Here is a 25,671-nt window from a genome sequence, read left to right on the forward strand (position 1 = left end):
AAAAATTTGATATATAAATAATGTTATCAACTGAGGCTGATGAATTCTGGAGTTATGTAGGGAATAAGTCAAATCAAAGGTGGAACATGGTATGCTCTGGAAAGAGAAAGCGGTATTAGGACACTACCAAACCGTTGTTGTATTTCATTAAAGGCATATAACCATTAATAAAACCGAAAGCAAATCCTGTAAGATCGACAAAAACTGCACCGATAATGCCTGATCTCATAATGAAGACAGAACCGATATTCAACATGCCCGGAACTACGGCTGATGCCATGGCCACTTTGAGGTTTCTATTGATATCCTCTGAAAGATCGAATAGCACAGGCAAGCTGATCAAACTCCCGTCCAGAAAAAGAATATCCGCAGTATCTGTTGCTATTTGCGACGATCCGCTCAGCGAAATAGAAACTGTGGCTTTTTTCATGGCAATTGAATCATTGATGCCATCCCCAATAAAACAGACATTTTTCCCTTGCTTTTGAAGCTGGTCAACAATGTTTGCTTTTTCTTCCGGCAATGCTTCTGCAAAATAGTTTTCGATCTCCAAATCCTTGGCCAGTTTTCTGGTTACCTCTTCATGATCACCGGAAATAATATAAATGTCCTTTTTTATCTCTTTCAAGCGCTTTACAATGGCATTGACTTCGGGACGGATCAACGTCTGAAGCTCCAGTCCTCCGACAACATTACTGTTTTTCCCAACCATAACAAGGGTATATCCTTGGGAATGGCTCTCTGAAATCAGCCTCTCGATGTCGGAAGGAATTTTAACCTTTTCCATTTTCATAAAACGTTCGCTTCCAACCCGAATCAAGTCCTTCCCAATTTTAACCTTGATGCCGTATCCCACTTCATAAATAACATCATCGCTTTCAGCGTATGTTAAATTATATTCTTCTGCTTTGCTCAGAATGGCCTTTGCGACAGGATGGGTTTGTCTGTGTTCCGCAATCATGGCGTATTCCAGGATGTCCTTTTTTTTATACCCCTGGCAGGGATGAATATGCCTTACAGAAGGCTGTGCCAATGTCAACGTACCAGTTTTATCAAAGAGTACGGTATCTACATTTTGTAATAGCTCCATGGTACGTCCATCCTTGATCAGAATGTCATTTTCATGAGCGACTTTCATATAATTCAACATACTGAGTGGAGAATAAAAACGAATATCGTATCCCACATAGGAATAGAGAACCGCCAAAGCTCCCAGGGGCCCTGCCAGGGGAAAGGCAACAATGCTCAACGCCAAAGTGGGTAGTATTACCCTTTCAGACAACTCTTCCCCTTTGGATTGAACGGAAGTTTTATAATCAACCGTATGTTTCAACATCTCCTCAATATGGGCGGCAATTGTATCCTTTCCTGACTTCACAACTCGAATCTGCATCTTTCCTGCTACCAGTACAGTTGCTGCAAATACCTGCTCCCCAACCCTTTTTTCTACCGGAATGGATTCTCCTGTGAGAACCTGCTGATCCACCAGACCATTTCCAGAGCTGACAAATCCGTCCGCGAGAATGGTCTCCCCTGCCTTTACAGCGATGATGTCGTTAGCTTTCAATGATTCCATGGGTATTTCAATTTCAATGCTATCGACGACCAACCAGACAGATGATTTTTGTTCATTGATAACCCTTGCAATCATTCGTCTGTTGTGGGCTTCAGTGTTGAGCAGTAGTTTTTTCCCGGTATAGTAGATGCTGAAGGTAAAAGCCGTTGTAAAAACATATCCCGCCGCCAACATCCCAACAGATATGATTGAATTCATGAATTCAATACCGACTTTTTTTCTTTTTTCCAGACCCCATGTGCCTTCCCCATATCCATTACCGTAAGATAGCCAAGGCCAAGTATTGCCAACGAAGTGAATGGAGCAAAATAAAGATGCCCTATCCCGGAAAAAACTGTCGAGGTCAATGAAATATTTAAATCTTTTTGAATATCAGTAAGTTCATTCTCTTTTTCTTCTACCAGCTCTGATTCCATGGGGATTTTCCCACTGTCATTTTGGGAGGAAACTTTTTCTTCATAGATTGATTTTTGAGAATCTTTTTTAAAGTAAGCAACAACCTTTTTTCGACCAAATATCAAGGTACCTGCAACAATAATAACTGGAAGCATATGTTTCTCCTATTTTCTGCATTATCGGACTAATCGCTATAGATGAGCCCGTTGATTTAGTCGATTTTTGAAAAAACCACCACAATATGATGTGTTTCTTGATTACTTTAAAGCCATTATATTGTGGTAAAATCAAATATGTAAATACTTAATCAACAGAGTCATAGATTTCCAGAAAAATATTTTGGCATTCTCAATTCTGAAGCGCAACCACAAAGGCTTGCCCCTACTGCTTGCCAATTTAATTATCTGGAACAGTATAAATTCAAAAACCGTTTTGCTGGACATCTTGCAGACAGTATCATGTTGCAAAAGTTAAAAGCAATTTGTGAAGTTAAAAAAAGAGCTGGCCTTAATACGCATACCATTTGAAAAAACTCTACACGCAGAATCATCTGTTCAGAATTGATTTACTAAATTTGTTGTTATGTTTGCATTTATAATATTATGGTTTCTCTTTGCCCCCACAATTACAAAAATTTCTCCATCAAAATATTCATGCTTAATTTGAGAATTTCTTTCATATTCAAGGTATCCTTCCGGTGTCAATCGCATATTTTGTTGTGGTTGGGCATTCATAATTATCCTCATCACTATTTGATTTGTGTCTGTTCTGATTGACGTTATTTGTTGTCAGGTTTTCTTTAAACCGTTGCAATAGGTTGACAACTCCAAAGCAGTATTTTGAATAAAACAACATATAGCCAGTAAAATCAATGATATTTACCCCTGGCATGGTATTTGAAAAGATAAATATTTAAGTAGGCAAGTAAAAAAGTAGATCAATAAAAAGATAACATGCTTTTATAATAAACTCAATTAATAGGAGGTTGTCATGAGAAATGTAATAGTTACCATAATGAGTCTGTTTGTATTTTTGTTTGCTGCAAATGCCCATGCAGAGGAAGAGCTTATCTGGAATCCCACCCATATACTTGGTTCCATGGTTATCGGTTATGCAGATTTCTTTGTCCAGGAAGATGGGTCAGAAACAGGTGTTTTCACGACTGTTCTTGAAAGAAACACAGAAGATAATGAGTTGTTTGAGCAATTGATTGTTATTGGAATTCCAGGTTCAGATCAGGCTGTTGTAATAGGTATCCCTGTGGGGGCAGGTGGTGTTGCAGCTACTCCAATAGTTATTCCTCGTCCGGCAGGTGGAGCCGGAGCTGTTGGTGCAACTCCAATAAATGTTCCCAGTCCCGTGATCAATAATTTTTCTTCAGTGGCACACATAGACCACTGGTCACAAGGCGGTATTGAGGGTGAAGGTGTTGATTCATTGGGGCATATAGATCACTGGTCTGAAACCGAGCTTGGTTTTGAAAATCCTGCCATGGAGTTTGACCCCGTTCCCGAGCCTCCGCCAGAGGGATATGATCCTTCATGGGAATTGGGTGACGTGGCTGGAAGTGCAGGATTGGTTGGTGAAGTGCCTGAACCAGGTGGAACTCCCCCGGGACCAAATATGTTTGAATAGATAATACAAAACCCCAAGCTGTCTGTCTATGGAAAGCTTGGGGTATAAGAAAGTTTGCAAAAAAAGGGTTGTTTCCTTGCAGATGGAAGTTTTAAAACAGCACCACTCTACATTCTGATCCACAAAAAGTAAGTTCCTATTCCTTATTCCTCTTCAAAATCGACACCTATGATCTTTTAAGCCTTGTCAACACTGTCTGAATCAGGATTCCCAAGATTAACAAGATAAGGCAAGATTATCTATCCTGAGCATCCTATCCATCCTGGTTATCCTGGTTCAGACAACTGCAATAACTTCGGAAAAAGCAATAAGATGTCGATTTTGAGTCCTCTTTTCCTTTGAGTTAGCCGGTTGCAGAAGCTGGTATCTGGTTAACATCCACAGCAACACTCAATTGATGCTGCCCTCCTCCTAATACTGTACCTTTCACAGGTGTTACATCACTGTAGTCCCTGCCCCAGGCCAGGGTCAGGTGCTGATCAGTTGGGATTACATTGTTGGTGGGATCCAGATCAACCCAGCCACTTCCCGGGATATAGATGGCAAGCCATGCATGTGATGCATCTGATCCAATGAGCTTTGGTTTGCCAGGGGGAGGAAGTGTGTGAAGATAGCCGCTGATATATCGTGCCGGAAGTCCAAGGGAGCGCAGGCAGGCAATTTGGATGTGGGCAAAATCCTGGCATACTCCCCGTTTGATGTCAAAGGCTGTTTCCACTGGAGTTGTTGTTGTGGTTGCCTGGGGATCATATTTGAACTCTTTAAAGATTTTGCCTGTCAACTCCATTGCTGCTTTTAGTACAGGAGCACCAGGCAAAAATATATCCTGTGCCCATTCAGCATATTGTTTGCCCACAGGAATCATGGGGGATGCAAAAATAAACTGAAATGCCTCAAGATCTTCCTGTGTGGTGTGTTGCCAGACAGTATTTATAACATTTTCCCAGGGTTGGGTCTGCTCCGGTATCGGTTGTAAAAGAGGGGTCAGCAAAATCTGGCTTTCTGCTGTTATTTCCATAACGTTATGTTGTTCCTGAATTGTTGTGCTGGTGACTGTATTGCCAAAATAGTCAACTCGTTGGGACAGTACCGAAGGTTTTGGCAGAAGAGTTATGCTTCTGTCTAGGCAGCGTTGGGAAGGAGTGTTACGGGGTGTTAGATATAGTTCATTGTGGGAAATGGATGCCGGCTCCCCATACTGATAGCGGGTTGTGTGTGAAATTTTATACTTCATGGTCTGTTTTTCCACTTGTATCGAGAATAAAAGATGTTGCTGAACGGCTGACAGCAAAAGAATTTCTCAACTGTTTTTCTGTCTCAATGCGGCTTAAGTAGTGCTGAGTTATCTGGTTACCAAGTTCCTGGATTCCTTTTTTCATAAATTCAAGCATCTCGGTGAGTCCTGGTATGTTGCCTTCCTGTGTCATTGACATCAACTCCTTTATATCTGTAAGGCGAAGTCTGGTTGTAAGATTCAGGGTTATCTTCTCCTCTGTGCTTCTGAATGGCCTGGGAGTGCTTCTCGGAAGGGTTTCCACATGATCGAAAAGTGAAGCCATCTGAAAGCCCACGGCTCTGGGGTTTAGTTCATCTAAAAGCAGCAGATCCACAATGGGTTCCATCTGAAAAGTTGTACGGTATCTGTTATGATAGGTTATGGTACTGTCTGCAACCTCAAGCAGGGCTTCAAACTCTTGATTTTTCGGTATGCCCCTGGAGCTGAAAAGGCTTTGAAGCAGCGTGATCATGTGGCCTGCCCGTTCCAGACGTCGCCCCATATCCATGAACCTCCATCCCATGCCTCTTGTCATGCTTTCCAGAGCAAGGCCAGCAAATGCCGATATTGTGAGAATCATCTCGTTTACAAGCTCCTGTGCTTCACTTATCTGGTTGTGGCGATGGGGTGAAAACTGTGTAAGATCGTTTTCCATGCGTCCGAGAATATGCCAGGAGTCGTTGGAAAGTCTGTCCCTGACGCTTGCTGCCACCCTCTGCACATTCTGAAGGGAGGTTTTAATGCTTCCTGCACGCTGGGTGCTGAACATGGAATCCAGAATTTCTGTCTCAATAATTTTCATGTTGTAGCCGGCATCTGAGCCGGAAAGTCCGGAAGATATGATCTCAAGGTTTGCCATGATGCGAAGCAGGAATGGAAATTCTTCTATGATATCAAGACGGCTTTCGCTGTTTAAACGGGAGAGAACGCTTCTGATTACCCTCAGCATCCCTTCTGTACGTTCCACATATCGACCAAGCCAGAGCATGTTATCTGCCACACGGCTTGGCAGGTCGCTGCCTCTGTGGATCTCAAGGTTTTCCGTGAAGTGGTGCATCATGCTTTTGTATTCAACAGTGTCATTGGAAAAACACCAGGTGTCCTTGCTGCCCTGCTCTTTTCCTGCATTGAGAAGAAAAGTATCGGGATCACTGGAAATTTTTGTTAGTGCACCTGGCATGACAGCAATCTTTTTATCCGGGGATAAAGAGATATGCACTTTGCTTGCCGAAAGAGATGGTTGCTGCATGTTGCTCTGATGAAGAGAGGCTTGCTGCATGCTGCTCTGCTGAAGAGATGGTTGCTGCATGCTGCTCTGCGGAAGAGAGGCTTGCTGCATGTTGCTCTGCGGAAGAGAAGCTTGCTGCATGTTGCTCTGCTGAAGAGATGGTTGCTGCATGCTGCTCTGCGGAAGAGAAGATTGCTGCATGTTGCTTTGCGGAAGAGAGGCTTGCTGCATGCTGCTTTCCGGAGGTGAAGATGGCTGGGAGGTAAATGGGGCAGATGGAGAAGATTCAAGGGCAGTACCGCTTCCGGGTGTTGTTATGGCAGTTGAAAACATCCGGATTGTGGCATGGGAAAAGGTAAGTGCTCCTTTGTCCCATACGGGCAGAGAGCATGGTTTCATTGGCTCTCTGCTTACATATGCATATGGAGCTGCCTTGATTTTCAGGGCAAGGCTGTTGAGTTTTTCAGTGGCAAGGTTTTTTGTATTCACAGCAGGTATATGGGGCATGGCAAAGGCAGATGCAATGATCACCGGATTATTACTGTCGTTAATGCGGGTAAGAACCCTGTTTAAAGGTTCAGGCTGCCCGCACCATGATGTTGGAAGATCCTCTATCAGAAGCTCTTCACCAAGAATAAGGCGACAGAGGCCAGGTAGAAAAGGGATAAGCCCGGGGGTCTCAAGAATGCCGCTGCCAAGCGGGTTACTGACGGCAACATTGCCTGAACGGACTGCCTGAACAAGTCCGGAAATGCCCATAAGAGAGCTGTTTCCAAATACAAGGGGATCACAGAATGAATCTTCTATCCGTCGCAGAATTACATCAACCGGATGCAGTCCCCCAAGGGTTTTAAGATATACAGAATCGTTGCGGACAGTAAGGTCACTGCTCTCCACAAGTGTAAAACCAAGATATCGGGATAAAAAGACATGCTCAAAATAAGTGGGGCTGGAAGGGCCGGAAGAGAGCATAACAATATTTGGCTCTCTCTTTTCCATGCCTGATATCTCCATAAAGGCGTGGGTGAAGAGCTTGAAAAATGGTGCAAGGCGCATAACCTTGCCGGAGTGGAACATCCTTGGCAGAATCCTTGATAGGATAATGCGGTTTTCAAGGGCATATCCGGCACCTGATGGAGACTGGGTCTGGTCGGAAAGTATCCGCCATCTGCCATCCGGAAATCGACACAGATCTGTTGCATGAAAATGAAGCTGGGGAGTCTCTCCACTATAAAGCCCCTGGCACTGGCGCAGAAAACGGGGATTTGCAAAAAAGAGTTCCGGAGGCAGATGGCTGTTCCTGATAAGTTTCTGTGGGCCGTATATATCGGCATAAATGGATGTAAGAAGCCGGGTTCTCTGTTTTATTCCCTTTTCAAGGAACTCCCATGTCTCCGCAGGAAGAGGGAAGGGCACAGGATCCAGTTCCCATGGACGGGCATGTTCCTGTTTTTCACTGAAAATGTTGTAAACAGCACCATGTTCATGCATGATCTGCCTTGCTTTCTGCCAGCGCCGTTCCAGCTCCTGGCTTCCAAGGCTGTTCAGATATGTGATCAGAACCTGCCAGTGGGGTGCTGCTTTCCCATCTGGTGTAAAAAGATCACTGCACAGGTTGGTAATGGCGGGATTTTCGGGGAAAACATGCTTTACTCCGGTTGACTCTTCTTCCATGGTTTTCTTCTTTTGATATTCTTTTTAAATAGTCATTAATGTTTATACATTCTCCTGGCATTATGGATCAGGTGAGACATGATATCTCTGAGAGCCTGAATCTGGTTTCAGGAAAAATGGTGTCATTGTAATTTGAACCATCTATTTTGTCAATTTCATCTTCACTGGTCAGATTAACTAACCATTATTGGGCATGTTTCATTTATCGGTTTACACTTTTTCTGAACCATGATTTTCATGATTACTCAAAATCGACACCTTATTGCTTTTTGAGCAGTTATTGAATTTGTCTGAATCAGGATAACCAGGATGAAAAGGATGCTCAGGATAAATAATCCTGCCTTATCTTGTTAATCTTGGACATCCTGATTCAGACAATGTTGACAAGGCTCAAAAGATCATAGGTGTCGGCTTTGAGTGATTAAGGGGTTAACCAGATTTTTAAATCATGTTAATCCTTAAATCCAGGGTGTGGGGAAAGTCTTTGTTTAATGTTTTTTGGGGAATATGTTCCAGTAAATCTGGTGTATGACCCATGCTGAAAAAGCGTGAAACCCTTCTGCCTTCAGCTTCATAGGAGTTGACAGGAAAGATTTCATAGCTTCTTCCACCTGCATGGGCAACATGATATGTACATCCGCCAATGGAGCGTTTGCTCCATAGATCCACAATATCAAAGATCAATGGGGCATGGGACCCAATGGTTGGATGGAGGCAGGATGGCGGCTGCCATGCTCTGTATCTCACACCTGCTACAAATTCGCCTTTGACACCGGTGGGTTGCATGGGAAGAGGTCGTCCGTTGCACATAATCATGTGGCGGGATTCTGTCATATTTTTTACAAGTACCTGCATTTTTTCCAGGGAAGAGTCCACATATCTTGCTGTTCCACCACCGCCTGGCTCTTCTCCAAGAACATGCCATGGCTCAATGGCAACACGAAGCTCCATCTCTATGCCTGCATGTATAACCTTGCCCACAAACGGGAATCGGAATTCAAAGTGGGGATGAAAATATTCAGGCTTCATGGGATATCCGTCACGGGTAAGTTCCTCAAGCACATCATGAAAATCCTGCCGTACATAGTATGGAAGCATAAAGCGATCATGTAGGGTGGTTCCCCAGTGGATCAGTTTTTCTTCACAAGGGGTTTTCCAGAATTTCACCATGAAGATACGCAGAAGCAGTTGCTGGGCAAGGCTCATGAAGGCGTGGGGAGGCATCTCAAATGCACGGAACTCCACAAGACCAAGGCGGCCTGTTGCACTGTCAGGGGAGTAGAGCTTGTCAATGCAGAATTCAGCTCTGTGTGTGTTGCCGGTAAGGTCTGTTAAAAGATGACGAAAGAGCCTGTCAACAAGCCAGGGCGGGCAGGGTATCTGTTGATTTTCCATGTTTACAGTTTGATTTTTCAGCTCTTCAAATGCAATCTCAAGCTCATACAGGGTGTCATGGCGAGCTTCGTCAATTCGGGGGGACTGGCTTGTGGGCCCCATAAAAAGCCCTGAAAATAGAAACGACAGGGATGGATGATTGTTCCAGTATGTAAGGAAGCTGCGAAGCAGATCCGGACGTTTCAGCCATGGACTTTCTGCAGGTGTTGCTCCGCCCATTATGATATGGTTGCCGCCGCCTGTGCCGCTGTGGCGTCCGTCCAGCATGAACTTTTCTGTACCAAGACCTGTCAGCCTTGCCTCTTCATAAAGCTCTGTTGTTGTTTTTACCATCTCTTCCCATGAGTTTGCCGGATGGATATTAACCTCCATGACACCAGGGTCAGGGGTTATGCTGAAACGGTTGAAACGATGGTCAAAGGGAGGTGTGTATCCTTCAATTATTACAGGCATATCTGTTATGGAAGCAGCATCTTCAATGGCCGTTACAAGTTCAAAGTAGTCAACTGCACGTTCCATTGGGGGCATGAATACATGGAGTCTTCCGTCACGGGGCTGAATGCAAAGGGCAGTTCTTATGACCCAGGCTGCGGATTCTCCCTCCTTTGGCACGGCATCCACAGCAGGCTTTGGATCTGCAAATGGTCTGGGCTGCTGCATTACATCATCCCGTGCCTCCTCTTCCGGAACTCCTTCAATATGTCGCTGGGATTCTCTTTCCTCAAGCAATGCCCTGATTTTCTCTTTATCCGCTTCCGAGGTCAGGGGATCTTTGAGAGGTTCTTTTTTTCCCATGGGATCCTCTTCCACAACATGTGGATACTCTTTTGGGGCCACCCATGGAAGGGAATCTAAGGGAAGACGAAGACCCATGGGAGAGTCCCCGGGAATCAGAAAGAGATTTTCGCTTTTCAGGTGCCATGGCCCGCTTTTCCAGGAGCCTTTCTGCAGGGGGAGCACATAGCCTGTCACAGCTCCTATGCCTGTTTCAAACACCTTTACCATGCGGGCACGATCTTCGGCATTTTTAAGCCTTGGATCTGTTGGCTTTACATTGACAGGCAGGCGCTGCTCCTTCCAGAGCCAATGGAAAATATCTTCATAGGCCGGCATGATGTATTTTCTGTTTACACCCAGAATATTTGCTATTGTGGTCATAAGTTTCAGGGCATGATCCGGTCCAAATCCGTAATTTTTATCTTCATCACCAAGAAGTTTATCATCTCTCCAGACTGGTTTTCCATCCTTGCGCCAGAAGCAGCTCAATGCCCATCGTGGCAGGGATTCTCCAGGATACCATTTTCCCTGGCCATAGTGAAGAAGGCTTCCAGGTGCCCATTTTGCCCGAAGGCGTTTAATAAGTTCCACAGAAAGAGGTTTTTTGGTAGGCCCCACTGCTGCTGTATTCCACTCATCACCTTCCATATCCTTTGCTGATACAAAGGTTGGTTCTCCGCCCATGGTCAGATGTATCTTTTCCTTGTCTATCTCTTCATCGACCCGATGGCCAAGATTTTCAATCTCTGTCCAGATCTCTTCAGGGTATGGCTTTGTGGAGCGGGGATCTTCATGGATTCTTGTTATGCGCATGGTGTGGCTGAAATCTACTTCGCATTTTTCCAGCAGACCGGTTACAGGGGCAGCACTTCTTGGGTCAGGTGTACATGCAAGGGGAATATGGCCTTCTCCTGCAAGAAGTCCGGATGTGGGGTCAAGCCCTATCCATCCGGCTCCTGGGAGAAATATTTCAGTCCAGGCATGAAGATCCGTGAAATCCTTTTCAGGGCCGGATGGACCCTCAAGGGATTTGACATCAGGTGCAAGTTGAATCAGATAGCCTGACACAAAGCGGGCAGCAAGACCCATGTGACGAAGAATCTGTACCAGAAGCCATGCAGAATCCCTGCATGAGCCTGTCAATTTGGTGAGGGTCTCTTCGCTGCTCTGGATGTTAGGCTCCATACGTATGTTGTATTTGATGGTTTTTTCAAGTCCCTGATTGACCATGACCAGAAAGTCGTTGGTGTTCATTTCGCTTCTGTCAATTGTTGCAAGATACTCCTTGAGCTTTTTCCCGGGGGGATCAACTTCCATAAAGGGTTTTAGATCCTTTGCAAGTTCGGGTTTGTAGGTGAAGGGGCATTTTTCCGCATGGGGTTCAAGAAAAAAATCAAAGGGGTTGATAATAATCATCTCTGCCACAAGATCCACCACGATGGAAAAGTGGTCTGTCTTTTCCTGAAAATTGAGTCGGGAAAGATAGTTGCTGAAGGGATCCTGTTGCCAGTTTATAAAGTGATTATCGGGTTTTATGATCTGGGAATAACTTAAAATCGGCGTTCGGCAGTGGGGTGCTGGTCGAAGACGAACAACCTGTGGGCCAAGCTGTATTTTCCGGTCATATGTGTAATTGGTTTCATGATAGAGTGCCACTTGTATCGCCATAGGATTTTCTCCATAATTATTTTTTGTGGGAATCGGGATTGATCATAGGAAGTTCAGTATGGAATCGTTTTAAAAAAGGCATCATGGATATTCTTGCCCACTGTGTTGATTTTTATCTGTAGAGCATCCAGATATTCATGCATGCCGATGGTGATAATCTCATCAATGTCGGAATAATCAAGATCAGCGCACAGGCGCCCCAGGCTCTTTTCCGCCTTGTTGGAGACAGTTCCAACAGAAGCGCCAGATATGTTATGAAGTGATTTTTCTGCTTTTTTAAGACAGTATCGTATGGAGCGTGGAAAGGCGCTGTCAAAAATCAGGAAATCACACACCTGTTTCGGGATGATTCTGTGGAAGCGTTTCCGGTACATCTCAAGGGCACTTGCTGATTTTAGTACCGCAGCCCACTGAATGGAGTCATAGGGAGTGTTGACCTCTCCTGCCTGTGGAAGCAGCATGAAATATTTGACATCAAGGATTCTTGATGTTTTGTCAGCACGTTCCAGAAGAAGACCGGTAAGTGCAAACTGAAATGCCTCACCATGGGACATTGTTGAATATAAAAGCCCGGTAAACATGTGTCCCCGCATGGTTATTATTTTGAAAAATTTGTGAGGATTACGGCTTGCAAAATCTGTTTTTGTGGAATCTTTAAGTTCAATGTAGAAGCGATTCACCTGTTCCCACATTTCAGACGAGATGATTTCCCTTACAGAGCGTGCATTTTCCCTTGCTGCCCTCAGCGAAGATATAATGGAGTTGGAATACTCCTGATCCAGGGCAAGGAAATGAATCACATTTTGGGCAGAATAGTCGTTGCCATATTTTTTTTCAAAAAGCTCATAGTCTCCTGTGGCCATTATGATAGGTTGCCACTGGCGGCTGACCTCTGAGGGGAAATCTAAGGTAAGATTGAGGTTTACACTGATAAATCTTGCAATGTTTTCAGCCCTTTCAATGTAGCGTGTCATCCAGTAAACTGAATTTGCAACTCGACTAAGCATGGTCACCTCCTTTTACCTGGCTTTGATGGTTGGATTGAGACTGTAATGGTGCTTCTCCTGATCCGGAAGAAAATAGAGTTTGGGACTGTGATCCTGCTGATTGCTGGCTTTTGTTTCGTTGGCTTTGTTTTCGTTGGCTTTGTTTTCATTGGCTTCAGTTTTATCAGAGATGTTGTCTTTATCCATGTCCCTGTCGGTATCACTATTGTTATAGATGTTAGCGTCACTTTCACTGTTGATCACCCAAGTGTCTTTTGTCCCTCCTCCCTGGGATGAGTTGACCACAAGCGAACCTTTTTTCAAAGCTACCCTGGTAAGACCTCCTGGCATGACATAGATATCTTCTCCATATAGAATATATGGGCGCAAATCCACATGGCGGCCTTCAAAATGATCTCCTACAATGGTGGGTGCCCTTGATAGGGATATGGTTGGCTGGGCAATATAGTTTCTGGGATCTTTCTGGATTAATAGGGCAAATTTTTCTCGCTCTTCCGGAGAGGCATGTGGGCCTATCATCATGCCGTAACCCCCTGATTCATTGGCAGCTTTCACAACAAGTTTATCAAGATTGGCAAGTACATGTGCCCGATCTCTCTCTTCACGGCAGATAAAGGTTGGTACATTGGGTAAAATGGTATCTTCATCCATGTAATACTTAATCATTCTGGGGACATATGCATAGACAGCCTTGTCATCAGCAATACCTGTACCCGGGGCATTTGCCATGGCAATTTTTCCGGAACGGTAAACATCCATGATGCCTGGTATGCCAAGCATGGAGTCTGGCCTGAAGGCTTTTGGATCAATGAAATCATCGTCAAGGCGGCGGTATATAACATCAATGCGCTGAAGACCTCTTGTGGTTCTCATATATACAAATCCATCAGAGACAACCAGATCCTGGCCCTCCACAAGTTCAACCCCCATCTGCTGGGCAAGAAATGAGTGCTCAAAATAAGCGGAGTTATACATGCCTGGGGTCAATACTCCGATTTTAGGAGATGATACGGTTTCAGGTGCCAGATTTTCAAGGGTTGCAAGCAGCTTGTTCGGGTATTCATCAACCGGCCGGACACCGGAGTCTGCAAAAACGTGTGGAAATGTGCGTTTTAAAACCTGTCTGTTCTCAAGTACATAGGAGACACCTGAAGGGCAGCGCATGTTGTCTTCAAGAACATAGAATTTTCCATCTTTATCCCGGATAAGATCTGTGCCTGTAATGTGGCACCAGATTCCTTTGGGAGGTTTAAGGCCTTCGCACTGTTTTCTGTAGGTGGTGGATGACATTACAAGATCTTCGGGTACCACTTTATCTTTCAGGATTTTTTTATCATGATAGATATCGTTGATAAAAAGATTTAAGGCATAGATTCTCTGGCGCAGTCCACGTTCAAGTATCTGCCAGTCCCTGTCTTCTATTATGCGTGGAATAATATCAAAGGGAAGGATCTTTTCTGTTCCCTCTTCACTGCCGTAAACAGCAAAGGTGTTGCCGAGCTGGAGAAGTGCTGTTTCTGCGGATTTCTGTTTGTGCAGCAGATCATTTTCAGGCAATGATTCAATCTTTTTTATTAATAATTCTGCGCCTGGACGGGGGGTGCCGTAATCATCGAACAGCTCATCATAAAACCCCTGGGTGAGGTAGTTTGAGAATTTCATGGCGGTTCCTTTCATTTATTTAAATTCGTTACCGTGGATGTATATTTGGGGGGCGGATATGTAATCTGTAAATGCGTTTTAGTTTCCGCTGTTTCTATCAGGTCATGGAAGTTATCTCATCTGCCAGGGCAATAAGCTCCTCTTTGCGGGGTCTGAAATATATCATCCCTGCTGCTGAGACAGCTATTAACTGATAGAGTACACCAATGTCTCCGGATAAAAGAAACAGTACCACCCCGTAAATTCCAATGCTTTCAAGCAGTGCAAGGCATATGATAACTGTGATTGAGTATCTGGCAACCGCAGGATGCTGGGGAGTTTTGTTCTGGTTGTATTTAAAGGGTCGTTTGGTGTCAAGCAGATAGCTTCGCAAATAAAAAACCCCCACAAGGGTTGCTACAGATACACCGTACAAGGCATATCGTATTGTGTCAAGCGGCAGAGAAGCATCAAAGTACATATTCAGCCTGATTTCAGCAAGGTTGAATACAATCAGGTAGATACCAAGGGATGCGAGCATGGCCATCCAGATTATAATAATAGTTTTCCATCCTTGTTCCAGTTTTCTATCTTCTGTATCATCGTAACTCATTTTACACCTCCCTTGAAAAATAATAACCTTGAAAAATAATAACCTTGGAAATTAATAAAAATGTAAACTCATATGAATTTAACTCCAGCGCACACACCTCTGAACATTAGAAACTTTCAGGAGTCCGGTCAAGTTCTATCTGTTTTTATTGTTTATTACTAAATCCACGATCTAAAATTTTCCTATCTTTTACTGTGAAAATGACTATCATTTTTATATTTGGGGGTGATTGATACTCAAAATCGACATCTTATTGCTTTTTCAGAAGTTATTGCAGTTGTCTGAACCAGGATAACCAGGATGGATAGGATGCTCAGGATAGATAATCCTGCCTTATCTTGTTAATCTTGGGAATCCTGATTCAGACAGTGTTGACAAGGCTTACAAGATCATAGGTGTCGACTTTGAGTTGATACGTAATCAATCATGCCCGTTTAAACAGTATTTTGATTTGACAAAACAGATGCTTTTCTTTATGAGTAGTAAGTTTTCTTATCTTTGTTTTTTTAATGTATTGAATTTAATATAAAAATTTACATATCAAGCCCTGAAACAGAGGCATTTAACATCTGAAAACGCAATGGACTATCAAAATATTTTTTTGGAAATTCCCAAAGAGCTGGAACAGATTGCTGACAAGGGAAATGTTGCATCGTACATACCGGAACTTAGCAATATCAATCCCGATAAGTTTGGTATCCACCTGACCACTATAGATAATCGCAACTACAGTTTGGGGGATTCTGACGAAAAATTTTCCATCCAGAGTATTTCAAAGGTTCTCTCTTTGTGCCTGGCTTTTAAGCTGGAAAAAGATGAACTGTGGAGCCGTGTGGGTGTTGAACCATCAGGTTCTCCGTTTAATTCCCTGGTTCAGTTGGAATATGAAAAGGGAATTCCCCGCAATCCTTTTATCAATGCCGGAGCCCTGGTTATTTGCGATGTGCTTGTCAGTCGCCTGAGCCATCCTAAAAGAGATTTTCTTGAATTTCTCAGGCGAATTTCAGGAATTGAAAATATCTCCTATTCTCCACGGGTGGCGGCATCAGAAAAATCTACAGGTTACAGGAATTTAGCCCTGATCAGCCTGATGAAAGAGTTTGGAAATATTGAAAATAATATTGAAACTGTTCTTGATTTATATTTCAATCTTTGTTCCATTGAAATGAGTTGCAAAGAGCTGTCTAAAACGTTTTTATTTCTTGCAGATTATGGTGTTCACCCCTTGACCAAGGAGAGGGTCGTAAGTGTCAGCAAGTCAAAACGGATCAATGCCATCATGCAGTTGTGCGGCTTTTATGACGAGGCTGGAGAGTTTTCCTTCAAGGTTGGTTTGCCTGGAAAAAGCGGCGTCGGAGGGGGTATCGTAGCCATCCATCCCGGGCAATACAGTATTGCCGTCTGGAGTCCTAAACTCAATGAAAAAGGCAATTCATACAAGGGGATGAAGATTCTTGAATTTCTCACCACACGAACACGGTCATCCATTTTTTAGGATCGAAAAGATAAAAGTAATTGCAAGGGACTCTGTTTTTGCTCAGAAAACAAATGTTCGTCAAAAGGCTTTTATGGGGTTTTATGGGCCAACACTTTAATCTCATGAATCAAATAATCATGGAAAAAAGAGTCAGACCAGAGTCTCAGCTCATCCCGCTGATCCAGACGTTTCAAAAACGGTTCTACGTCATTCCCGGCCAGGGAAAAATCCACCTCCCGAACCTTGGCAGTCATCAAGGCGATCAATTTTTCCTTGGTTAGCCCCTCTCCAACATCAAGATGGCCCGTCTGGGCCATTTTATTTGCCAGGTAATTCAAATCGCAAGGGGTGCCGTTCTTCACAAACCAGATGAAATCATATAAGTCCCGCCCCTTGATATTCGTTCTCATTGTCCGGCACAGCAATGCATGCATTTTTCCTGCAAACAGACTGGGCAATGTCATTGTTTTAATGGAAAAGGGGATGGGGTGAAGATGATATTTGGTGGCTACGGAGAATCCGGCAGCCGGATCCAGGTCAACTTCCAGCTTGATTTTCATTGTTGCATTTTTATGAGTTTTCAGATTGGATTCTATTTTTAACAAATGAACCAATGTGTTGGCTTTAATGAATGCAGAATCGATGGTCGTTTTATTTATTTTACTTTTTTTTTCTGCAGATACTTCAAATCCCCATAGTTTCAGTTCGGATTTTACCGCACCCAGATATTTTCCAATATCAAAATCCATGTCTGGTTCAATGAGCGAGAAATCCAAATCCTCTGAAAAACGGTCCAACTTATGAACAATCCGCAATGCACTTCCACCGTAAAAAACAGCCTTTTCATAAAATTTTGATCGCCACAGTCCAAGCAATGCAATTTCCTGTATAATCTCTTTGAGCGCATTCTCATGATCATGCACAGAATTCAGCTCATACCTGGCCAGCATCTGCTCGATTTTTTGATCAAACATCACTCCTCTCCAGGCAATCTAAAAGCAGTTTTACATTTTTTCTCCGGTATCCATCCCTGATCTCCTTCATCAAAGTGAAATCAAGGGCGTTGTGAAAATGATCATCCAGTCTCATTAATCCGAGAAATTCCCGCATTGCTTTTTGGGTTATAATATTCGGCTGCATTGCAGCAAGATCACACAAAGCCTTTTCCGGGCTGGCAATTAAAATATTTTTCCGACTACCGGCATCTTCAAGCCGTACACCAAGGCCGAACACTTTTTCCGGACCAACCACATAGGAAAATCGACCCACCGGTGTCTCAAAGATTTTTTTTCTTTTTGTCGTCAAGCTGATCACAAGTTCAACCCGTTCGGGTATCATATTCCAAAATGCCAAAGCGGTTTGTCCGGTAATATAAGAAGGCCCGTAGATTAAATTGGCCAGAATGAACTTATTGTAGGGTTTCCCATAGTGTTTACCCAGCACATAAATACCTTTTTTCACCCGCAGAATTTCCCCACTACTGATCAGTCCTCTGATTTTATCCCTCGGCTTTTTGTACCCCTCCAGTGCCTGAATCAACAAATTATAATCAAACTCTGCTGGGAGTTGAATCACTTTTTTCATATGTTTTTAACCAATAGGTCTAATATTTTGGACTTACTGGTTGGAAATATAGAGACTTCGCTGAAAGATGTCAATGAGTTTATGTACAGGGTTCTTTACCGTGGAAATGGATACATTATTTTTCTACCGTGGAAATAGATACAAATTTCCATATTCGGGGGAGGCTGGATGGCAGCCATGACCGTTTACTCTTTCTATTTCATCGCATACATAAATTTATTATAAATCTAATAAAAGATTAACGTATATACTCTATAACATGCAACGTGCATGAGATATGTTTTTGTACAGATCTATCACAATTTGCAAAATCTTATTAACAACAAGGGGTTGAAATGATTGATAAAATAGTCAAAACAGAATATTGCCGGACAATGCATGTTAAAAGCGACAATTCAGAATCAGGATATTTCCCATCTGAAAATGAAGAGTATATGAACGAACGCCAGCTTCATTATTTCAAGAAAAAACTTCTGGATCAGCAGAAAGAGTTGCGGGATAAGCTTGATATCGCCATCAGAAAATTAAAAACATTAAAATCCGGAAGTGCAGACGTGATTGACCAGAGTAATCAGGAAAATGCTTTGTTCATGGAGTTGAAAAATATAGAGCGTTGCAACCACTTGTTGGAACTTAACAAAAATGCCCTGACACGCATTGAAAAAGGATATTTTGGATATTGCATGCTCACAGGAGATGCCATTGGACTGAAACGTCTCAACCTTATTCCAACCACAACCATGTCCATTGAAGCCATGACAATTTGTGAAGAGAACATGGGTATGAACAGTCGTACATCAGCAATGGGATACAGCATGGCTTCATGATTCATCATGGGAATCGGGAGAGAGAATATGACATTACCACAATATAGCAACCAATTTTTTCCGGCGAGGTTCTATGAGCAGGAGTCCCATGCTGATATTATTAACAGGGTATGCAATGCGCTGGAGATTAACACAAACTCTGTTGAAGAATTTATAAGTTCTCTGCCATTTTCGTGCAATGATGCAACATGTGGGTGTGAGAATGAGTTCCAGGCTGTGGTCGTGGGGAGTAGCACAGATGTGGATCTCCCGATTATTATCCGTGAATCAACATGTTATAAAAATTTGCTGAAACGCAATGAACGGGATGGCGAGCACCATAAAAAAATCGCCGGATTTGAAGCATACCTGAATCCTGAGCGACCTGCCCGTTCAAGTAAACATGAAGAGGTGTGGGAGAATAGCTGGGTACGCTTGCCCATGCAGCAGTTAAATCTTTATGCCAACCAGATTCTGGATATGGATTTTTACCGTGATAAACAAAATCCTTCCGGCGGCTACCGCAAAGATATGAAGCGTTTTTTCATGGAAAAGAACGGTACAAGGTATCTTCGTGTACCGGTAAGCTACCTTCTTAAAATCGCTTTGGCAGATGCTGTTGGCAACCCTTCTGTACATCATCGCCTGCGAAGCATTGCCAAAGGCATGATGGCTTGTTGTATAAGTGACAACTCTTCGCCTGAAGTGCTCTCATTTTTTCCATCTTCAATAAAATCAAAGGCTGGCAGGAAATTGAAGGTTGTCAGGGAGAGTGCCATCCGATTTTTATTAATCCAGTTACTGACTGCTTATGCAAATACCCGATTCAAGCTTCTGGAAAACGGCCAGAGGGTGCTTGTCTATTTTGCATCCCACACACCCAGGCGTCAGAAGGAGTTCAGCCATGTTATACCAGATGCCCTTTACAGGGATCTCTTCATGAGCCCCTGTCTGTCGGGATGGGACAAAGGAGAGGAAAAAACAGCATATATGCACACGTGTCACAAAGTGCTCTCCAGAAGCCGTTTAAATGCCGTCAACAAGCTTAAAGATGCGGGTATCATAACCTCAAACCTTGTGGTTTTGCCAAACATTTCCGATGTCAGCCTTGCAAATAACGGAACCCATATAAGTATTGGAAGCAAAAAGATCACCAGGTTACTTAAAGAGGGAAGTAGTGAATTTACGCCAGCAGACGAGAAGTATCTCGGAGATTTGTGCATTAAAATATGTGAGCATTTTCTGCCTCTTTTTGTGGGGACTTACAGCGCCACTCCATATCGCCTGGATTTTGAGGATTTTCATCCGGAAAAAATTTTGGGGTTTCTTCCCCATGAGTTAGATTTTACACATTTACGGATGCTCTGGAAACAGTGGAAAAAGAAAGCGGATCTTAAGATTTTTTCCCAGCCTTTAACTCCCTTTGGTCCTGAGATTATGGATAGAACTATCCGAAGAGCTTTTGGACTCAAAGGAGATATTGTTCCTGATTTCAGGCTTATTGACTACTTTGCCGCAGTTATGTCAACCGATGAAAACAGTGCTCTGGACGGGCAGGAAGGAAACGAAAAGCGCCTTGCCGGTGATCTCCAGGAGATGGGTATTTTTGATGAAAGAATGTCTCTTTACATGCTCATGCGTTTACGAAAGGAGTCAGTTCATGGGTTCTCAGGCATTGAAGCTCGTTATTACAGCACATTTGAGAGCCTTTTTAACGATCTTGGTGGGGCCATTCAGCTTCAGCGAATTTTGTTGACCTTTGCATGGAAAATGATTCTTGAGCAGAATGTAACCCATGATGATATCCCGGATCTACCTGAAGTTGAAAGTGAACGACGTCAGATTTTTTTTGGAGCTGCAATTGGCGTCAAGACAGTATTTATAAGGGAAAACACCCACAATCATTTTTTGGCATCCATTCTATCCATGATAAGGAAAAAAAAAGAATCAGTCTAAGCGGCAAACATCCTGGATATTACAAGGTTAAGGTCAGTGATTATCTCAATGCGCTGGTGGATATGCTGGAAAAGGATGGAGAAGCACTTCTATCTGATCCGGAACTTTCAAGGACAGTGAGCGATTTGAGAAAACGTATCAACTCTCCTGCATCCTGCCGGGTGGCAGAACGGATGGTTGAAGAGATCATGAAAAAAGAAAAAGTCAAAAATCCAATGGATATGCGGGCTGAGGATTTCAATCAGTCATGCGAACATTATCTTCGGGAAGATTTAAGAAAAAAACAGATGGCAGAAGGCATGACTATACTTGAAGAGGAGCTTTTTCAACTCGATTTATGGGCTTTATTTCGGGATCCTGCATGTAAAGATTTATTGTTTTCCATACTGGAACAAGGATCTGCTTCCGATTTTTTTGCCTTGAACAAAAACTCCCTTCTTGATGAAACAGCAAAGGAAGATGTGCTTGCAAAAATGATTCAACTAATTGTTCTGACTGTTGGCCGAAATATGGAGCTTCCAATATGATGACGCACCATGGGCAGGCAAAATAGTGTTATGGAACTTCCAATATGATTACACACCATGGACAGGCAAAATAATGTATAACAATATTACGCACCAGTACATTGACAGAAAAACAGGAGAGGTTAAAACAGAGCATCTTTTTAAGGATCATGTAATTAATTTTATCTATTCCAGGTTAAGGGAGAATGCACATTTCTGTTTTAACCTTCTGATATCCGGAAGAACAAGTTCGCTTTTAGGTTATCTTACGTTTGATTTCAGCTTCAGCCGTAACCGTAAAAAAGCAGAATCATTTATTAAGGCTCTTAACATAAATATGTCAGAATGCCTTTTGCCGCAGGAGAGTTTCCTTTCAGCCCGACAGGTTTTTGAACGTCAGATCAAATATTGGAGATATCGCCCAAATGAATTGGATTTTCACGAATCTCTCCATGACAAAAATTGTGTGCTTTCGCCATGTGATTCAAAGATGCTTGTGGGGTCACTTAAACCTGGAACGCCTCTTTTTATAAAGGAAAAATTTTTTCAATACCGCGAATTACTGGAAAAGGAAGAGTGGCTTGAATGCTTTAAAAATGGTGAATTTGCAATTTTCAGGCTAACTCCGGACGAGTATCATTACAACCACACCCCTGTATCAGGAAAAATAGCTGATTTTTATGAGATCAACGGCAGATATCACTCCTGTAATCCTGGAGCTGTGGTTAGAGAAGTGACTCCCTATTCCAAAAATCAACGGGTCGTTACAGTGATAAACACGGATGTGGAAAACGGCAGCCATGTCGGCATGGTGGCCATGATAGAGGTGACGGCGATGATGATCGGTAGAGTAGAACAGTGTTATAGTCATCAATATTATGACAACCCCTCTCCTATGCACAAGGAGATGTTCATTAAATTGGGACAACCCAAGAGCTTATTCAGGCCGGGGAGTTCCACTGTAATTTTGATGTTTGAATCTGACCGGATTGTTTTTTCTCCGGATATTATCCACAATATGCACAGGGTTGACGCCAAAAGTCGATTCAGCGGATGGTTTGGTGGGTCCCTTGTTGAAACCTCTGTCCGTGTGCGGGAGGAGATCGGACGCACGATGTCGCCTTCATCCCATCACCAAACATTGACACATGCCAACTCATTTCATAAGTATCATAACCTTGACAAGCCAGAGCCAAAGAGCTTTTCTGATTCTCTTGCCAAAATAACACGAAAATCAGAAATAAGAATCTGAAGCGAATTTTCATGATTGTTTATGGATGGATACGTCACACATTAATTCATTGGAGTTTAAAATGTTTTTCACCGGCACTTTTTTCAACAACACAATGTTTCTTTTATTCCTGGTAGGTCTCATAGTTCTTTTTCTATCCTGGGGATTTAAGCAGCTTCCCCGTGAAAGGTGGCAAATATTTGCTGCCATTCCTCTCCTCAAAAATGACAATGGCACATGGAAAGGGCTCAACCTGACCTATTACGGCATTATTTCCGCCAATGCATATCTTTTTTCCCTCTCTATCATGATTATTCTTCTGGGATCATGTCATATACCGGTCTCTGTTCAGATGAAATATATTATTCCCATCCTGATTGTGGCCATTCCGGCATCCAGGATTGTTGCATGGATTGTTGAGAGGAAAAGCAGCACTTTTACAGTGGGAGGTGCAACCTTTACTGCCATTGTCATGTTGCCATGGGTTGTGACAGTGATAAATGGCTTTTTTGATTTTCAAATGCCATTTTTTTGTTTTTTTGCCGCCATTTCTATTGCATACACTTTTGGCGAAGGCCTTGGAAGATTAGCCTGTATAAGCTTTGGCTGTTGTTACGGCAAGCCGTTGTCAGAGTCAGGGAAACTTATGAATCGCATTTTTGCCCGATGTCATTTTATCTTTTACGGCAAAACAAAAAAATTGCCTATGCCTCCAATCTTGACGGCCACCCCATGATTCCGGTTCAGGCCATAACCTCAATCCTCTATTCGATAACAGCCATTGCCGGAACCTCTCTTTTTTTGTATGGGCATTTTAAGTGGGCTATGCTTTTAACCCTCATCGTTACCCAGATATGGCGTGTGCTTTCAGAATTTTTCAGAGCTGATTATAGAGGAAATGCAAAATTCTCAGCCTATCAGGTTATGGCTTTGACAGCGGTTTTATATATGGGAATCATTGCAGTGATATTACCGTCTGACAACGCTTCAGCCTTAAGTATTCCAAACATACAACAGTTCTCAACAATGTCTGTAGAATCGGGCATATCTATGCTTCCAGATATTTTGCATGGCCTTAAACTCTTCTGGCAGCCTTCTGTTCTCATCTCCCTGGAGCTTTTCTGGCTTGTTACGTTCCTTTATACTGGAAGAAGCTTTGTCACCGGATCTCATATATCCTTTTATGTGGTTAAAGAGAAAATATGAGAAATAGAAACGCTTGATTATATAATTTATGTTCTTTATTACTACTTTGTTAGCTTATCTTTTTTTGCTGTCTGAATCATGATAACCATGATAATCAGGATGTTCAGGATACTTAATCCTGCCTTATCCTGTTAATCCAGGGTATCCTGATTCAGACAATTTATTCAAGCCACATGGGAAGGAATACTGTAAAGCAAGTTCTCTTTCCGACAATGCTTTCAAGGTATCCTATTCAAATTCCGGGGTAGCCAATATGTGTACGGAATTCGTAAAAAACAAACTCTTTTTTTATAGACATAACAGCACATCGATGCTACAGTCAGCACATGACTAATTCAGAGATAAAACAAATTCTTGAAGGGATAAACATCCAGTCCGCAACTTTAAATGAGTCTGCGCCTGAATCCGTGTTTACGCTCCTTCAGCTCGTTGAGTGTCTGAATAAAGATAATGAAGCCTTAAAAAAAGAAAATCAAAACCTTCGGGATGCAATTAACCTGCTCAAGGGAGAACAGGGAAAACCAACGATTCCTGGTAAGACAAAAGAAAAGCAAGGTAATGTCTCGTCGGGAGAAGAGATAAAAAAAAGGGAGGTAAAGGGAAAACGAAAATCCAAAGCAAAGAAGGATAAGATAAAGGTAGACAGAACCCAAATATGTAAGGTTGATAAGTCCATTTTGCCCGAAGATGCTGTATTTAAGGGCTATGAGCCGATCATTGTTCAGGAAATTTTGATTACCACAGACAACGTTGAATACAGTCGAGAGAAGTATTATTCTCCGTCGCAAAAAAAAACTTATCTCGGAGAGTTGCCTATTGGAGTTAAAGGGGAATTTGGCCCTGGCACAAAAACGTTGGTCTGCACACTGAAACACTCCGGCAATATGTCTGAGCCAAAGATAGCGGAGTTTCTGGGAAATGGCGGGATTAGCATTTCACAGTCAACGATTTCGAGGATCCTCACGAATGATGAAAGCGATTTTGCCAAAGAGAAAGATGATATTTTCCTCGCTGCTCTTGCTTCTACTCCGTACCATCAAGTTGACGACACCACCGTAAAGGTCAATGGAGAAACTCACTACTCGCAAATTTTCTGCAATCCTTTCTATACTGCCTTTTTTACCGTCCCCCACAAAGACCGTCTGACGATCCTTGACATATTACTCTGTGGCAAGGAGAGAACCTACCTGTTTGACTCTCATGCATTTGATCTGCTTTCAGAGTTTAACATCTCCCAGAAAATTATCGGTCAGATAATGCAGCTTAAGAAAGAGGGGGGAATGTCAGAAGAGGAAATGCAGGAGATGCTCGACACACTCTACCCGAAGCGGAAAAAGGGAAAGAATAACAAAAAAAGAATTATGGAGGCTGGTGCCATAGCCGCTTATCGCCAGCAGACAGACATTCCCCTTGTCGACATACTGTTGAGTGATGACGCACCCCAATTCAAAAAACTCACTGAGGCACAGGCGTTATGTTGGATTCATGATGGCAGGCATTATAATCGTCTGAACCCCATTGTTCCGTTGAACGTCAAAATACTGAATACGTTCAAAACCAGTTACTGGGACTTTTATGGCGACCTCCTTAAATATAAAACGAGTCCTACACCTGAAAAAGCTGATATCCTGTCCGCTAAATTTGACCGGATTTTCTCTACGAAAACCGGATATGAAGATTTAGATGACCGGATTGAAAAAACCAGCAAGAAAAAGGAAGCTCTTCTCCTGCTACTGAAACATCCTGAACTTCCTTTGCACAACAATGCTGCAGAATTGGCCGCAAGGGTGGAAAAGCGCAGACAGGACGTCAGTTTGCAAACAAAATCAAAACAAGGCACCGAAGCCAAGGATGCATTTCTAACTGTTGTTGAAACTGCGAAAAAGCTTGGCGTCAATATATACAAGTACATGGCCGATCGCATTTCCAAAAAATTTAATCTGCCCTCCCTTGCGGAACTGATTACTCAAAAATTCCTGCTGCAAACTGAATAGCACGCACCCTGGGCTGTAGAATTTC

General features: G+C 42.9%; 20 protein-coding genes. 9 read left to right on the forward strand and 11 right to left on the reverse strand.

The genetic code is table 11. The features are described 5' to 3' along the window. Positions 1 to 115: 115 nt before the first annotated feature. The 3 genes from MTBBW1_RS08750 to MTBBW1_RS08760 all read right to left on the reverse strand — a co-directional run bounded on the left by MTBBW1_RS08750 (position 116) and on the right by MTBBW1_RS08760 (position 2,706). Positions 116 to 1,774 carry a heavy metal translocating P-type ATPase gene (locus tag MTBBW1_RS08750; RefSeq protein ID WP_080802132.1) on the reverse strand — a complete coding sequence of 553 codons (1,659 nt, stop codon included), beginning with the start codon at positions 1,772 to 1,774 and terminating at the stop codon, positions 116 to 118. After that, positions 1,771 to 2,127 carry a hypothetical protein gene (locus MTBBW1_RS08755; RefSeq protein ID WP_080802134.1) on the reverse strand — a complete coding sequence of 119 codons (357 nt, stop codon included), beginning with the start codon at positions 2,125 to 2,127 and terminating at the stop codon, positions 1,771 to 1,773. The genes MTBBW1_RS08750 and MTBBW1_RS08755 overlap by 4 nt, the downstream gene beginning before the upstream one ends. Before the next feature lie 399 nt (positions 2,128 to 2,526). Beyond that, entirely contained in the window at positions 2,527 to 2,706 is a 180-nt protein-coding gene (locus MTBBW1_RS08760; protein ID WP_080802136.1) for a Uma2 family endonuclease, read from the reverse strand. A gap of 256 nt (positions 2,707 to 2,962) precedes the next feature. Here MTBBW1_RS08760 and MTBBW1_RS08765 point away from each other — a divergent pair, with 256 nt between their 5' ends. Further along, complete coding sequence (locus MTBBW1_RS08765) at positions 2,963 to 3,607, forward strand: hypothetical protein (protein WP_080802139.1); 645 nt, start codon at positions 2,963 to 2,965, stop codon at positions 3,605 to 3,607. Positions 3,608 to 3,950: 343 nt separating this feature from the next. Here MTBBW1_RS08765 and MTBBW1_RS08770 read toward each other — a convergent pair whose 3' ends face one another. The 6 genes from MTBBW1_RS08770 to MTBBW1_RS08795 form a co-directional block, all read right to left on the reverse strand. Further along, positions 3,951 to 4,841 (reverse strand): transglutaminase family protein, encoded by an 891-nt coding sequence (locus MTBBW1_RS08770; RefSeq protein ID WP_080802143.1) that lies wholly within the window; start codon positions 4,839 to 4,841, stop codon positions 3,951 to 3,953. Further along, the gene (locus MTBBW1_RS08775; protein WP_080802148.1) at positions 4,831 to 7,785 is read right to left on the reverse strand and encodes a circularly permuted type 2 ATP-grasp protein; all 2,955 of its coding nucleotides are present in this window, start codon (positions 7,783 to 7,785) and stop codon (positions 4,831 to 4,833) included. Before MTBBW1_RS08775 ends, MTBBW1_RS08770 begins: the two co-directional genes overlap by 11 nt. 441 nt (positions 7,786 to 8,226) lie before the next feature. Further along, positions 8,227 to 11,625 (reverse strand): transglutaminase family protein, encoded by a 3,399-nt coding sequence (locus MTBBW1_RS08780; protein ID WP_080802152.1) that lies wholly within the window; start codon positions 11,623 to 11,625, stop codon positions 8,227 to 8,229. Positions 11,626 to 11,678: 53 nt separating this feature from the next. Then, a complete protein-coding gene (locus MTBBW1_RS08785) occupies positions 11,679 to 12,632 on the reverse strand; it encodes an alpha-E domain-containing protein (RefSeq protein ID WP_080802155.1) in 954 nt (317 codons plus the stop codon). 12 nt (positions 12,633 to 12,644) lie between these two features. Further along, the gene (locus tag MTBBW1_RS08790) at positions 12,645 to 14,294 is read right to left on the reverse strand and encodes a circularly permuted type 2 ATP-grasp protein (protein ID WP_080802159.1); all 1,650 of its coding nucleotides are present in this window, start codon (positions 14,292 to 14,294) and stop codon (positions 12,645 to 12,647) included. Positions 14,295 to 14,391: 97 nt separating this feature from the next. Next, entirely contained in the window at positions 14,392 to 14,886 is a 495-nt protein-coding gene (locus tag MTBBW1_RS08795) for a hypothetical protein (protein WP_080802162.1), read from the reverse strand. 580 nt (positions 14,887 to 15,466) lie between these two features. Between MTBBW1_RS08795 and MTBBW1_RS08800 the strand changes: the two genes are divergently transcribed. Continuing rightward, positions 15,467 to 16,381 carry a glutaminase gene (locus tag MTBBW1_RS08800; protein ID WP_080802165.1) on the forward strand — a complete coding sequence of 305 codons (915 nt, stop codon included), beginning with the start codon at positions 15,467 to 15,469 and terminating at the stop codon, positions 16,379 to 16,381. A 71-nt stretch (positions 16,382 to 16,452) separates the two neighbouring features. Here the strand turns inward: MTBBW1_RS08800 and MTBBW1_RS08805 are convergent, their stop codons facing one another. Together MTBBW1_RS08805 and MTBBW1_RS08810 are read right to left on the reverse strand one after the other, a co-directional pair. Then, positions 16,453 to 17,337, reverse strand: a complete 885-nt coding sequence (locus MTBBW1_RS08805; RefSeq protein ID WP_080802168.1) for a nucleotidyl transferase AbiEii/AbiGii toxin family protein — start codon at positions 17,335 to 17,337, stop codon at positions 16,453 to 16,455. Continuing rightward, on the reverse strand, positions 17,330 to 17,947 hold the full coding sequence (locus MTBBW1_RS08810; RefSeq protein ID WP_080802171.1) for a type IV toxin-antitoxin system AbiEi family antitoxin domain-containing protein: 618 nt from the start codon (positions 17,945 to 17,947) through the stop codon (positions 17,330 to 17,332). Before MTBBW1_RS08810 ends, MTBBW1_RS08805 begins: the two co-directional genes overlap by 8 nt. A 335-nt stretch (positions 17,948 to 18,282) precedes the next feature. Here MTBBW1_RS08810 and MTBBW1_RS08815 point away from each other — a divergent pair, with 335 nt between their 5' ends. The 7 genes from MTBBW1_RS08815 to MTBBW1_RS08840 all read left to right on the forward strand — a co-directional run bounded on the left by MTBBW1_RS08815 (position 18,283) and on the right by MTBBW1_RS08840 (position 25,646). Then, positions 18,283 to 18,774, forward strand: a complete 492-nt coding sequence (locus tag MTBBW1_RS08815; protein ID WP_080802174.1) for a TraR/DksA family transcriptional regulator — start codon at positions 18,283 to 18,285, stop codon at positions 18,772 to 18,774. A 27-nt stretch (positions 18,775 to 18,801) separates the two neighbouring features. Beyond that, the gene (locus MTBBW1_RS08820; RefSeq protein ID WP_080802177.1) at positions 18,802 to 20,709 is read left to right on the forward strand and encodes a hypothetical protein; all 1,908 of its coding nucleotides are present in this window, start codon (positions 18,802 to 18,804) and stop codon (positions 20,707 to 20,709) included. A 62-nt stretch (positions 20,710 to 20,771) separates the two neighbouring features. After that, a complete protein-coding gene (locus MTBBW1_RS08825) occupies positions 20,772 to 21,236 on the forward strand; it encodes a hypothetical protein (protein ID WP_080802179.1) in 465 nt (154 codons plus the stop codon). Between the two features lie 73 nt (positions 21,237 to 21,309). Next, positions 21,310 to 22,467, forward strand: coding sequence for a phosphatidylserine decarboxylase (locus MTBBW1_RS08830; RefSeq protein ID WP_080802182.1), 1,158 nt, complete (start codon positions 21,310 to 21,312; stop codon positions 22,465 to 22,467). 61 nt (positions 22,468 to 22,528) lie between these two features. After that, on the forward strand, positions 22,529 to 23,182 hold the full coding sequence (locus tag MTBBW1_RS29465) for a hypothetical protein (protein WP_245809311.1): 654 nt from the start codon (positions 22,529 to 22,531) through the stop codon (positions 23,180 to 23,182). Continuing rightward, entirely contained in the window at positions 23,179 to 23,652 is a 474-nt protein-coding gene (locus MTBBW1_RS29470; protein WP_245809312.1) for a hypothetical protein, read from the forward strand. Before MTBBW1_RS29465 ends, MTBBW1_RS29470 begins: the two co-directional genes overlap by 4 nt. Before the next feature lie 407 nt (positions 23,653 to 24,059). Beyond that, positions 24,060 to 25,646, forward strand: coding sequence for a transposase (locus MTBBW1_RS08840; protein WP_186441171.1), 1,587 nt, complete (start codon positions 24,060 to 24,062; stop codon positions 25,644 to 25,646). The last annotated feature ends 25 nt before the right edge of the window (positions 25,647 to 25,671 follow it).

Origin of the sequence: Desulfamplus magnetovallimortis (assembly GCF_900170035.1) — a bacterium.
In the GTDB taxonomy this organism is placed as follows: Bacteria; Desulfobacterota; Desulfobacteria; order Desulfobacterales; family Desulfobacteraceae; genus Desulfamplus; species Desulfamplus magnetovallimortis.